Source organism: Paenibacillus sp. FSL W8-0187 (assembly GCF_037969755.1).
Lineage (GTDB): Bacteria > Bacillota > Bacilli > Paenibacillales > Paenibacillaceae > Paenibacillus_AQ.
The window spans coordinates 387,046-400,331 of the sequence record NZ_CP150206.1 but is presented as its reverse complement, the minus strand read 5'-3'; the positions used below and the strand labels follow the sequence as shown (position 1 = coordinate 400,331).

Annotated in this window: 12 protein-coding genes; all 12 read right to left on the bottom strand. The window is 45.1% G+C overall.

What is annotated here, in order from left to right; genetic code table 11:
- Window positions 1-2 precede the first annotated feature (2 nt).
- Window positions 3-293, bottom strand: coding sequence for a lasso peptide biosynthesis PqqD family chaperone (locus MKY48_RS01815; protein WP_076322552.1), 291 nt, complete (start codon window positions 291-293; stop codon window positions 3-5).
- A 114-nt stretch (window positions 294-407) separates the two neighbouring features.
- A complete protein-coding gene (locus MKY48_RS01810) occupies window positions 408-1,580 on the bottom strand; it encodes a nucleotidyltransferase family protein (protein WP_339292138.1) in 1,173 nt (390 codons plus the stop codon).
- Window positions 1,581-1,629: 49 nt separating this feature from the next.
- Window positions 1,630-2,616, bottom strand: a complete 987-nt coding sequence (locus MKY48_RS01805) for a GDP-mannose 4,6-dehydratase (protein WP_339292137.1) — start codon at window positions 2,614-2,616, stop codon at window positions 1,630-1,632.
- Window positions 2,613-3,599, bottom strand: a complete 987-nt coding sequence (gene gmd / locus MKY48_RS01800; RefSeq protein WP_339292136.1) for a GDP-mannose 4,6-dehydratase — start codon at window positions 3,597-3,599, stop codon at window positions 2,613-2,615. The genes MKY48_RS01805 and gmd overlap by 4 nt, the downstream gene beginning before the upstream one ends.
- Window positions 3,600-3,670: 71 nt before the next feature.
- Window positions 3,671-5,008 (bottom strand): UDP-glucose/GDP-mannose dehydrogenase family protein, encoded by a 1,338-nt coding sequence (locus tag MKY48_RS01795; protein WP_339292135.1) that lies wholly within the window; start codon window positions 5,006-5,008, stop codon window positions 3,671-3,673.
- 34 nt (window positions 5,009-5,042) lie between these two features.
- A complete protein-coding gene (locus MKY48_RS01790) occupies window positions 5,043-6,419 on the bottom strand; it encodes a sugar phosphate nucleotidyltransferase (protein WP_339292134.1) in 1,377 nt (458 codons plus the stop codon).
- A gap of 1 nt (window position 6,420) precedes the next feature.
- The gene (locus tag MKY48_RS01785) at window positions 6,421-7,560 is read right to left on the bottom strand and encodes a glycosyltransferase (RefSeq protein WP_339292133.1); all 1,140 of its coding nucleotides are present in this window, start codon (window positions 7,558-7,560) and stop codon (window positions 6,421-6,423) included.
- The gene (locus MKY48_RS01780) at window positions 7,560-8,756 is read right to left on the bottom strand and encodes a glycosyltransferase family 4 protein (protein ID WP_339292132.1); all 1,197 of its coding nucleotides are present in this window, start codon (window positions 8,754-8,756) and stop codon (window positions 7,560-7,562) included. Before MKY48_RS01780 ends, MKY48_RS01785 begins: the two co-directional genes overlap by 1 nt.
- Entirely contained in the window at window positions 8,753-9,940 is a 1,188-nt protein-coding gene (locus MKY48_RS01775) for a glycosyltransferase family 4 protein (RefSeq protein ID WP_339292131.1), read from the bottom strand. The genes MKY48_RS01780 and MKY48_RS01775 overlap by 4 nt, the downstream gene beginning before the upstream one ends.
- 66 nt (window positions 9,941-10,006) lie before the next feature.
- Complete coding sequence (locus tag MKY48_RS01770) at window positions 10,007-11,335, bottom strand: oligosaccharide flippase family protein (protein ID WP_339269569.1); 1,329 nt, start codon at window positions 11,333-11,335, stop codon at window positions 10,007-10,009.
- Window positions 11,307-12,506 carry a glycosyltransferase family 4 protein gene (locus tag MKY48_RS01765; RefSeq protein ID WP_339292130.1) on the bottom strand — a complete coding sequence of 400 codons (1,200 nt, stop codon included), beginning with the start codon at window positions 12,504-12,506 and terminating at the stop codon, window positions 11,307-11,309. The genes MKY48_RS01770 and MKY48_RS01765 overlap by 29 nt, the downstream gene beginning before the upstream one ends.
- Window positions 12,503-13,285: a GDSL-type esterase/lipase family protein gene (locus MKY48_RS01760; RefSeq protein WP_339292129.1), complete on the bottom strand. Its 783-nt coding sequence runs from the start codon at window positions 13,283-13,285 to the stop codon at window positions 12,503-12,505. Before MKY48_RS01760 ends, MKY48_RS01765 begins: the two co-directional genes overlap by 4 nt.
- Window position 13,286: the final 1 nt, after the last annotated feature.

Genomic DNA, 13,286 nt, shown 5'->3' with positions numbered 1-13,286 from the left:
TGCTATTTATCCACCTGAACAAGGCCTTCTGTGGCTAACTGCTTGAGGAATAATCGTACCTGCTGCTCACAGAGCTCCGGTTCGATCTCATACTCCAATACCAGTTGATCCACCATATTGGAGATCGTGACGGGAGACGAAATAAGTTCCCATATCCGCCCGCCAATCCGTCCCAGATTATAATACTTGCCGTTTTCGATGCTCAGCATCACCTTCTCACCATCCATATCACTGACCAGGAAACCTTCGGATTGTACAACGAGAGCGTCTGTCGTGATTAATTCAGTAGTCATGGATAGAACCCCCCTTTTTTCAGCTATATAAACTGGCCTGAGAATATTCTGATGATACCCGCTTCTACAAAATGGATTGTGATTGTGATCCAATGATAAAAGCGATGATGCACCTTAAATCGATGGTTGTTTCATACGCCGCCAGAACCAGAGAAATGGCCGGAGCGGATAATACAGAAAGTGCAGTGATTTGGGTAATGGCAGTACCGAAGCGTCCCGCGAATTGGGCAGAAACTTATTCCATATATACAAAACTTTCTGTTTTCCCGTCATTAACGAGAATAGGTAACGGTTATAACGCCATGCCACGCTTTTCTCCGGCACCGGGTTCAATTTGACGATCCTTTTAATATAGTAGAGTGCACTTTGTGCAAGGCGGTGGGCTTTGGAGTTTATCGTTAATACAGTCATATCGTGCGGAATGTCGACTGAGAACAGTCGCGATAAAAGAATAAAGGCCTGCCCTACATATTGCTGTCCCCCATATCGCTCAAAGTGGGCCTTCATATCGTTGCTGTTTATCATGGGAAGCAGCCTTGCAATATCCATCAGCCAACGCAGCCGGAACCAACCATGCCTGGCACCATGGTCGGCCAGATAGTTTAGCAAATCCTCATTTCCCAGATAATGATAAATCTGATGGGACAGCATCACATCATTCCTGCGCTCCCACAATAAATCAAAGGAAAATGACTTGTTATAATGAGGATTCAGACGCCAGTGAACTTCGATCTGCGCTGAATGTTTCTTATGCTCGTAGGACAAATGATGGCTTGTTTTCTTCCAATTTCCCAAGATACGTTCATCCTGCAATTCGTACCCAAGCTGTACCAGCACCCGTTCAACTCTTTCCACGTCATCCGCATCCACCAAGATATCCAAATCCTTCGAAGTCCTGTGTGCCAGATCCCCATAGAGCTGTGTAGCTAGTATAGGGCCTTTAAGCAAAAGTGTACGCACCCCAGTATCCTTGAGCGCCTCACAAAGCTGGCTCATTTCCCTGCTTAAATGCAGCATTTTCATCACGTTATTATGATAATGCTGCTGGAGAGACGCCATAACCTCGGGTGGAATGAGGGATGCATCCACCCCTTTAAGTCGCAGATATACAAGCGGATAAACTCGGTGGTGCAGCGCGAGTTTCATGAACATATCCCAATCGATATCTGATGCATATTGCTTTATGAGAATTTCTTCATGCGTGTTATTGCGGAGAAGATAGAGTAAAAAAGACAGCTCTTTGGAGATATCACTCAGGTCCAGCATAACGGTATCTTCAATAATCAAGGTATCCACCCCCTATCTATATAAATTGGTAAGCGTAAAAGTCCTCCAATCAGATCTGCTGGCTTTCTAATGTCAGTTGCACTTCCTCAGAAGTTATATATAAGTGCCGCTCCTTCCAATACATGTAAATATCCCTCAAGCTATTTTCTAAAGAGATTGAAGGGGTCCACCCGGTCGCCTCCGTCAACTTACCATTCGAGCCATAATACTCAGGAACATTATTTGGTCTTAATTTGTCTTTGTCTATCACAACCTCGATTGGCTTGGAAGAAAAGGATACGAGCAGCGTAAGGATGTCTTGGATGGAGACACATTTACCGGAGCACACGTTATAGACTTCTCCCGATTTACCTTTTTCAAAAAGCAACCGGTACGCCTCTACGATATCTCTCACATCTGTAAAATCTCGTTTACTGCTTAAATCCCCAACAGAGATTACCGGCTCAGCTTTACCCAACTCTATCTTAATCAGTTGGTTGGCAAAGTCACTTGTTACGAAACCCAGGGCTTGGCCCGGGCCTATATGATTAAAGGCTCGGGCGTGAATGATATTTATTTGATAAACACTACAATATGAGAGTATCAACTTACTCAAAGTAAGTTTGGACAACCCGTAAGGGTTGCCTGGATTCGTATCTGCGTCCTCCACGATCGGTAAATCTTTAACTAATCCATACTCTTCCGACGAGCCTATCGATATAATTCTTACGCTGCTTTTTATGGAGGAGTCCTTGACAGCCTCAAATAGTCCGATAGCATCCATTACATTTGATTGAAAGGTTTCATTAATATGACCCCATGAATACTGGACTGAGCTTTGACCCGATAGATGAAAGATAACATCCGGTTTTACTGCTTCTATAACATTCGTTATCGTTTCTTTATCATAGAAGTCAATTTTAAGGATATGCACTCCTTCTAGCATGAAAGAAGGCGCCCCACGTGATGCGCCCCATACTTCATAACCATGATCAACTAAGTTTTGAGCTAGGTGCCTGCCAACAAAACCACTAACTCCGGTAACTAAGGCTTTCATTGGTGTACCAAATAATTATTATTGCTGGAGATTTTCTGCAAATCGTTATCGACCATCATCTTAACCATTTGCTCAAATCCAACCTCCAACTTCCATCCGAGCTTCTCTTTCGCTTTTGAACAATCCCCTAGCAATAAATCCACCTCAGCTGGACGAACGAACTTTTCATCAATAACAACATAATCTCTCCAGTTGAGGTCCACATGACCAAAGGCAATGGCGACAAGTTCCTCTACGGTATGGGTTTCTCCTGTTGAAATAACAAAATCCTCTGCCTTGTCTTGCTGCAGCATGAGCCACATGGCCTTTACATAATCGCCTGCAAATCCCCAATCACGTTTGGCATCCAGGTTGCCCAAACACAACTCTGTTTGGAGTCCCAATTTAATTCTTGCCACCGCGTCCGTTACCTTTCTGGTCACAAATTCCACGCCTCTGCGAGGAGACTCATGGTTGAACAGAATGCCGGAGCAAGCATACATATCATAGCTTTCGCGATAATTAACGGTTATCCAGTGCCCGTATACCTTGGCTACACCGTAAGGACTGCGCGGATAGAATGGGGTTGTCTCCTTCTGAGGCGTTTCCACCACTTTACCAAACATCTCACTGCTCGATGCCTGATAGTATCTTGCATCTGGCTTTGCATAGCGTACAGCCTCGAGCATGTTGGTGACACCAATCGCTGTTGATTGTCCTGTCAGTATAGGCTGAATCCATGAAGTGCCTACGAAAGATTGGGCTGCCAGATTATACACCTCGTCCGGATTCGAAATGCGCACCGCATTAAACAGTGAACCCTGATCCAGTAAATCACCATCGATAAATTCAATTTCATTCTGAATATGTTCGATATTCTCCATGATTGGAGTACTAGTTCTTCTACGCAGTCCATAAACCTTATAGCCCTTCTCCAGCAGTAATTCCGCTAAATAAGAGCCGTCCTGTCCAGTTATTCCAGTAACGAGTGCATTCTTAGTCACGATAAATCTTCCCCTTTATCCATAATTTATAATACTGATGGTGAGTACATGTTTTACATACAATCATTGACCTACAAGGCAAGAGATGGTGCCTTTTCCTTAATCCCGCCCCGCATATTGGGCCTGCCAACCGAGTAATAAACAAGCTGGGTATTGGCCAACTGCTCCTCTGTGTATATATTCCTTCCATCAATCAGATAAGGTGAATTCAACCATTCGGCAATGTCGGTTAACGAGATGCGCTCGAATTCCTTCCATTCGGTCAGAATGCACAGTGCGTCTGCCTGCCAAGCCGCTTCCTTCGCTTCTTGACAGTAAATGATCTGTTTGAAATCTGAGTGATTTTTGAAATTGTCGGATGCAATAGGGTCATAAGCTCTAATTCTGGCCCCCCGCTCCTGCAAGGCAGCAATAATTTCGAACGCGGGAGAGTCACGAACATCATCAGTCTCTGGCTTGAACGCTAACCCCCAAATGCCGATTGTCGCCCCGGATAAATTACCCAGTAAAGTCTCGAGCTTGCGGACCACATTAAATCGTTGATCACGATTAACCTCAACAACGGACTTCAAGAGCTTGAAATCATAATCCATTTGTCCCGCTATTTGAATAAGTGCTTGTGTATCTTTAGGGAAGCAGGACCCGCCATAACCAATGCCCGCTTTCAAAAATGAAGAGCCGATGCGTCTGTCATAGCCCATACCAGAGGCTACCTTCGTCACATCAGCTCCAACTTTTTCACATATATTCGCAATTTCATTTATAAAAGATATTTTGGTTGCCAGAAAAGCATTCGAGGCGTATTTAATCATCTCGGCACTTCGAATATCGGTTACGATGATATCCGAGGTCAACGTTTTATGAAGATCAACCAGTTGTCTCTCCGCTCTCTCGCTGTCGGTTCCAATGATGATACGATCAGGATTCAACGTATCATAGACCGCTGTTCCTTCACGTAAAAATTCAGGAACCGATGCGATATCAAACGATTCATTCGTATATTCCGAAATGATCTCCCGAACCTTCTCGTTGGTGCCAACTGGAACCGTGCTTTTCGTTACGATAATTTTGTAACCATTCACGGCTCGACCGATCTCTTTAGCGGCCTGTTCGATGTAGCTCAGATTGGCATGACCATTAGGCAAGGATGGCGTTCCTACTGCGATAATTACAATATCCGAGCACTTGACCGATTCATTTAGGTCAGTTGTAAAGCTTAATCTGCCTGCTGCTTGGTTAGTAACGATTAATTGTTGAAGCTCGGGTTCATATATGGGTACCTCTCCACGATTAAGCTGCATGATCTTCTGTTCGATTTTATCGACGCATATAACTTCATTCCCAAGCTCAGCAAAGCATACGCCCGAGACCAATCCGACATACCCGGTTCCAACTACCGTTAATTTCATCTCTTATCACTCCCATGAGTAGTGAAAATCCATGTTACACAGAAACAATATGAATGATTTCCTCCCACCTGATGGCCAGTCTTACAATATCGTCTTCAATGAGCTCACTACCTGTCTGAACCTCAATGATCTCAAGCTCTGTTATCGCTCTTATGCTATGCTTCGCTTCGATCGGAATGACAATGACATCGCCAGCTTTAATATGACGGACATCATCATTTAGTATCATTTCACCTTCTCCGGATATTACCGTCCACACTTCACTGCGCAGCATATGGTATTGATAGCTTAAATTTTGCCCTTCCAGAATACAGATGCGCTTCGTTAATACCTCGCACCCGTTCGGATATTTAGTATAGTCCAGTACACGATAGCGTCCCCAGCGGCGCTCTTCATGCATGGGCCGTTGATCTCCAAATTTGACTACCTCTTTAAGCCGCATACTGGCATTCTTCTCAGATACAAGAATTCCGTCCGGGCTAGCAGCAACGATCAAATTATGACCACCTATGACGGTTATTGGTATATCCAGCTCATTAATAATATGTGTATTGGAAGAATCCTCGCTCAATGTGCCCCGCCCAACTAAGGGGTTTTTGATTTCCTCTGTCAGCACATTCCATGTGCCTAAGTCTTTCCACAGGCCGCTATAAGGCATAACCACAATATTATTTGTTTTCTCCACCACAGCGTAATCAAAGCTCGTTTTTTGCATTCGATTATACTGCAGAAGTAATTCATCATATTGAATGGGAAGAGACTGCTCTATAAGATGATTGATAAGATAACCGAGCCGAAAGGCAAACACGCCGCAATTCCAAAGCGCTGATTGCTCCATCAGTTGAACAGCGTGTTGTTCTTCAGGCTTCTCAACGAAATGGCTGACCTTGTGAAATTCCATCCCACTGCTTAACTGCGATACGGACTGCGGTACAATATAACCAAATTTCGAAGAGGGATGATCTGGCGAAACCCCCATTAATCCAAGATCGGCTTCCGTTTCAAACATTAACGCTTCCAGTTCCTTTACTTTCTCAAAGAAATGATCCTCAACAAAAGGATCCACCGGAAGCACAATGACAACGTCATTCAGACTGACACCCTTCACGGAGTATAAATAACCGGCTGTTAAGGCAATAGCCGGGAACGTATCTCTTCGCTCTGGTTCAACGATGATTTCGACCTCATGTCCCAGCTGATTTTGAAGCAGTTCAACTTGCGATCTTCCGGTTGCGACAACAGCGGTCTGGGTTAAGTTCATCTTGCCAAGCTGATTCCATACCCTCTGAACCATCGATTCACGTTGGCCAGCTGCGTTATTCAATATTTTAAGAAACTGCTTGGAACGTGTCTCATTAGACAACGGCCACAATCGGTTTCCGCTGCCTCCTGACAATAGAACAATATGCATGCTAATAACTTCCCTCCGGTTCTGGAATGGTCGAATTGATCTCTCTTGAATTCAGCGAAGATTCAATGATGGATTGCATCCGTTCGATAAATATGTGTTCGCTGAATTGTTCAGCATGCTGCCTTATATACTGCGGGTCCCAATCATATTGATCGAACCGGTTAATCGTCTTCACCAAGGAGTCTATCGACTGCTCCTCGAAATATAATCCTGTCTGTTCAGCTATAATGGTATCCAGCGCTCCGCCTCCATAGTAGGCAATAATCGGTCTGCCACATGCATTGGCTTCAAGCGGGGTTATGCCAAAATCCTCAATACCGGGAAATATCAACGCCTTGCAATTCTGCATGTAGCGGACAACATCTTCGTCACTTTTTCTTCCAAGAAAAGTGATCGTATCCCCGGCAAGCTGCTCCAGCCTTGGTCGATCCGGTCCATCTCCAATTACGATCAGACGCTTACCACTCTGGGTGCATGCCTCAATCGCCAAGTCTATTTTTTTGTAAGACACCAATCGGGAGACGACAAGAAAATAATCCTCAGGCTCCCCTTCCTTGACGCTAAACCGGCTAACTTCTACGGGAGGGAATATGATTGGAGCATTTACGCCATAACACTGTTTAATGCGCTCCTTCACGATTGTGGAAATAGCGATCAAACGATCCACGTGTTCAGAGTTATTTTTATCCCATCTCTTTAGAGGAGTGATCAGCCACTTCGCAATTCTTTTCACCAAACGGGGGACTTGAATGCTTTCCATATACGTATCGAAGTCCCAAACGAAGCGCATCGGTGTATAGCAATAACAGACATGAAGACTCTGCCTGCCCTTCCGAACCCCCTTCGCATAAGCACTACTGGAACTAAGAATAAGATCGTAGCTCTTCACGTTTATAGACCTTATTGAGAATGGGTACAGCCAGAAATAAAGCTTGAATTTATTCAATATCCCCGGGATTCGCTGCATCCAAGTCGTATGAATAACGGCGTCCTGTAACTCAGGGAGTAGTTTGTTGCGATCGACGATGGTTGTGTAAATTGGTGCCTCGGGGAACATTTTATGTAATACAGCCACCACTCGTTCGGCTCCCCCCATTTGATTGAGGTAATCATGCACAATGGCTATTTTCAAATCCCGCATTATACCAGCTCCCTTGCATGCTGTTGCTCCACCTGCTTCATTCCTGGCTTAGACAACAGCTGTTGATAGATCAGCTCAATTTTTTGAGATGTCTGCTTAATTGAGAAGTGATCTCGTACACGTGATTGCCCGTTATGGCTAAGCGCCGACCACATTCGTTTATCCTTTAGTACCTGCCGGATACAGCGTGTAAGCTCTTCGATGTTTCCAGTCTCATACAGCAGCCCACTTTCACCGCTCTGGATAATTTCAGGTACGCCGCCTCCAAGACTGCCAACAACCGGCATGCCTTGCGACATAGCTTCAATAATTACACGCCCGAACGGCTCATTCTCTGAGCATAATAAAAGGAGATCTGCTGCACAGCAGATCTCCAGTACATCATCTCTAAACCCTGTAAACTTAACTCTATCTTCGAGTTTTAACGTCCTAGCTCTGGCCTTTAAACTCTCGAGATAACGTTCATTCTCTTGCCTGAATTTAGCCTCACCAACGATCCATAGAACCGCATCCGGTTCTTCAACCGCAAACCTTGAAAATGCTTCAATTGCATCTTCCTGCCTCTTCCATGGGGCAATCTGGCCAATTATGGCTAGCACCTTCGCATCTTGCGGTGTTTCGAGCTCTGACCTTAACCGTGCCCTTATGTCCTGTTTTTCCCCCGCATCAAATGAAACCAGTTCTACTCCGTTATGTACGAGATGGCACCTCTCTTGTAAGGAGGGATGATCCACACTATGGATAACCGATTCAGAAATACCGATGAGGGCTTGCGTCGTATGAACGGCTAATTTTTGAATAAGCTTTCCAATGATTCCCTTAGGCGGCATATCTCGCAAATGCCATACGACAGGAAGCCTATGATACCACCCGAATAATGATGCCATCATACCAGCACGAATCGAATTGGCATGAATAAGATCTACCTGGCTTCGCTTCATAAGAAGAGCTAGCCTCCAACCTGCCCATAACATACCGAAAACGTATATAACAAGAAGAAGGGGATTCTTAGTTAACCTTGCACGAAAGCTTGGTATACCGACTGCTTCAAGCCCTTGACTGCGGGCCCTCTGAAGAAGCTCCCCCTCTGGCGCGAACAATATCGGATGGGCTTTGGTTAAATGCCTGGCGGTCAATAATAAGCTAATCTCGGCCCCGCTCACGGTACTCGTATGATTGTAGAAGGCAATCTTCATGTTCTAAGTACCTTTCTCTTCTCGATTTCTTCTGTAAATAACCCGGTCACAGCCTCAGCCACCCTGCTCCATGTATACCGATTCATCACATGCTGCCTGCATGTTTCCCGGGTTGGCAAAAATGAATTGTTATTGAGTACATCAATAATTTTTTCGCTCATGGCTTCAGATGTCCCGTCTTTGAACAGTAAGTCATTCGACAATTGCTGCAAAATCTCTTTGGTCCCCCCATATGGAGTTCCTAACACAGGCGTTCCACATGCAAGAGACTCAACAGTAATAAGACCAAATCCCTCTAAGGTAAGTGTCGGAACAACACTGATATCCGCAGCTTGATAGTATTGAACAAGCTCTTCGTTGGAAATTCTTCCAAGCAATTTAACATGCGAAGAGAGTCCAAGCCGACCGATTAACGCTTCATATTCCGCACGCATGGGTCCATCTCCACCAATGAACAGGCGAGATTCAGGATGTATCTTGATCACATCTACCATGGCATGAATCAGCCTGTCAATTCCCATCCTGCGGACTAATCTTCTTATACAGAAGAGTATAGGTTGATTAGCTGACATACCCAGCTGTTTTCTTAATTGCTCCCGATTGGGATGAGGACGAAAGCGTTCATGATCCACGGCTGCTGGTATAACATGAACGTCCCGCTCGTTCACATCATAGTTCTCTGCAAGCATCTGTTTAAAATATTGGCTCAAAACAATGAAGCTGTCGGAACGACGATAGCTTATTTGTTCTACTTGTTTCTTCAGCCAACACTTCACCTCTGTCATGACTCCGCTCTGCTTCTTCTCCTCAATCTTGGATTCCAGCGCCCAAGGCCCTTGAAAATGAGTAACGATCGGGACATGCGGCGGAATTTTCCTCCTAGTAACCATAGCCGAATAGAGTGCAAAATGCGGATTATACACATCCGGCTGGAAGCTGCCTACCGCTTGAAAGGAGCGCTTCTGTACAGATCTCATTCGAGATAGGAGATCGTGATTTGTTGTTCCTTCCGTAGTATTGATAATATTAAGATCAGTCTGTATACTAGCCCCCTGTGGACCCACGACAAGTCCAAGCTCGGTATGGCCATACTCCTTCATAGCTTTCATATAATCCGCAAAATAACGGTTTAACCCGCCATGCTGAATATCGATCCAACCCATTCCAGTTGTAAGTATATTCATCATAATCTCTCTTTTCTTCAATAAGATTTAACGGTAAAGCTAGCTCAATTGGCACAGTATGACTCCTTAGCCGCTCAATTGAATACGAATACGCTGAAGCAGCCATACGATATCCTTCTTCGTCAAGATAAAGTCCCGTGGTTTAATATGATGCTTCAGCGTATAGAGCAGGAAGATCAGAACAAATTCCACGACGGATGTAATCAACAGCGAAATTGCCGCACCTTCAATTCCCAGCATCGGGATAAGAATATTCAGCAGCACAATATTAAGCCCAAGGGTTGATACTCTAATGATGGTAACTACCCCCGGCTTGCCAGTAGACATAAAGCCTTGTGAAAGAATCCATGAAAGACTCGCAATCCCCGTTTGGAAGATTAAAATTCGGAATATCGGAACAGCATCCGTGAATGACTGTCCATACAGGAGAATTAACAGATACGGTGCAATAAGAAATACCGAGGCACCTACAAGAAGGGTCACCAGCATACTAACGCGGTAAACTTTGAACGTGAGTCGAATGGCTTCCGCCTGTTGAAGTCCGGACGCCTTGGGAAACAACACTGAGGTAATCGCAGTCTGAATCGTATTTAAAATTTTTGACAGGCTCAGCGATACAACATATAGGCCAAGACTGGCCGGCGATAGTAACCCTACTACCAAAATCTGATCAATATAACCGGAAAAGGTCCCGGCCACATCGGTTCCATAGGAACGGACCCCATAACTGAGCAGCTTTTTGGCGGATTCCAACTTGTTCCTCTGCTTCATTTTATAATGCAAGACCAGCTTGATTGTTATCCATATGGTGATTGGGATAGCGGGAAAAAGATATACGATCGATGTATAAAATGACGTAACATTCCCGGTTGCAACAAGAACACAGAGCAGAATCAGTGTACCCAGGACCGGAATATATCGCATGAAATTATACAAGAGGTATTCTTCCCTAGACTGTAAGGCTGCTATATTAATGGTGCCTAGTATGGCAAGCGGCGAAACTGCCAGTGCCCACACGGCAAATTCAATGACTTCCGGTGAGTATTCCTTCATCCAGAACGGGATGAGTGCAGCACCGATCGCTATGGCCACGCATCCAAGAATCAACGACATAATCAACGCGGTGATATAGAGCGAGCCCTGGTTCCCATCTTTTCTTGTCATATAATAGACCAGCGCTGACGGAATGCCTAAAGTTAAACAGTACGCCAAGAATTGCGGCCACATAATCATGGCTGCCTGTTCTCCACGGCCCTCAGGGCCTAAAGTCCTCGCGATAATAATACCTGTCAATACGTTGACACCGAGGATTAACACATTGGATGCAAATGTTTGCATCACATTGCCAAGACTGCCCCAACTTCTTTTATTTTTGAGTATATGTATTTTCAACATACCGTTCTTTCCCTTCAAGCCTGTCGATCGGCAGGATGCCTGACTGAGCGTTCATCGTCTCTCTGAATATTTCCATGTATTTGATCGCCATGGCCTCCCAGTCGTTTTGGAGCGCATGTTCCCTCGCTCTTCGTGCCATCCTTCTTAATTGTTCCGGATTGGAGGATAGTTCTCTGATTGCATTGGTCAGAGTCTGGACATCATCCGGATTGTCCAAGACTATGGCTGCATCGTCAGACAGAAGCTCAACCACGCCGCAGCGGTTGCTCATGATCACAGGCAGGCCTGATGCCATCGCTTCTAAAATGACAAGCGAGAACGACTCATACCTTGAAGGAAAAACAAACAAGTCGGCTAGCGCCATAAAATCTGCGATATTCTTCCGATACCCGAGGAAATGAACACGGTTCGAAATTCCTAATTGTTCGGCCAAGTTCGGATATGGGCTCCTTTCTGCATTTCCTAGAACCAGCAGATGAACATGCTCCACTTCGGATAACGCACGAAGCACTGTATCCAGATTTTTTATGCCTGAGTTCAAATCTCCTGCAAACAAGGCATAGACTGTATGCTCATCCAGCTTATAATCGGCTCTATTGATCGGCCGTGGATAGAATTCACTCGTGTCAACGCCATTATGAACGACTGAAATGCGCCGACCGCCTAATTTTGCATCCCGGACAAGCTCCTGCTTCACCTGCTCAGATACGGAAATAATGTGCCGGGTTTTCTTCAGTGCGATTCGCTCCAGAACGGCATTGATCCCGTTATAGACGAAGTGGTAAAACGTTCTTATCGTTTTCTTTTCCCGAAACGGATGATACTTCGATTTCACCCACGCGCTATGAACTAAGTGCACACAATTGATATCAGACCGGGCATAAGTTATGAATCCATTGACCACAACTAGCTGAATACGGGCTCGACGAAGCCAGATTGAGCATGCGGAAACGATAGCAAATAACTGATTTCGCAGCAAGGCGATCGGGACTTTGCTAACATTGATCCTAATCCACTCCACTTGGGAATGATTTCGGAGGTCTTCCGACAGCTCTGAGGATATCACGATCACTTCGTGCCCTTGCTTTAAGGCCTCCACAATAACTTCATAATTGACTCTGCCTTGTCCGTCTCCCTTCTTCACCTTGTGCGTAACAAAACAGATTCTCATCGTTGTACCTCTTTCATCCATGGTTGTGCTGCAAGGGAATCCTCACGAATGGCACTGAGCAACGCTTTAGCAATTTTACTGTGTCCCAGTTCATTCGGATGAAACCGATCTTCCAAGTAATCACTCCATTTATTTAAGACTTGGGATGTGTCGCACAGATATACCCGGTTTGAATCTTGGCTGTTCTCGCAAATATCGTGCAATATACCTCTGTACCGCTTCATTGATTCTACAGATCCCGGAAAATATTTCTCCTCGATATCACTGGGAGTAAGCAGCACCACCTTGGTCTTCGGGCTGTTATTCAGAATGTTCAGAATAAGTTCGGTCGTATGCTGTCTAAATTCCTCGAGACTCATCCATGGTCTGCCGCCGAACACTTTAATCAGGGTCACCTTTACTCTCCATCGAATCGCCGATTCCACCTTTTCCATAAGTCTCCGCGCTTTTCGAGTCGAAAAATAAGGTCTTGGGTCCATCCAACCGGGCCTTCGCCACCGTCTGGGCAGCCAATTCAAATACTGTTTCTGTTCCCGTACAATGGATTCCGTAATGCCGTGGGCAAACACGATGAAATCCGGCTGCAGCTCCATAATACGCTGTTCATACTTCGCCCTTGATTCGTTTACCTGCATGGCGCTGGAGCCGAAATTCATGATATCAACAGGCTGGGAAAGCAGTGACTTGAGCTGTGCCTGCAACAAGTTGGCATAATTGGTATTGGAGCGAATGACACCTAATCCTTCCGTAATGGAGTCGCCTAAAAAAACGATTAACATG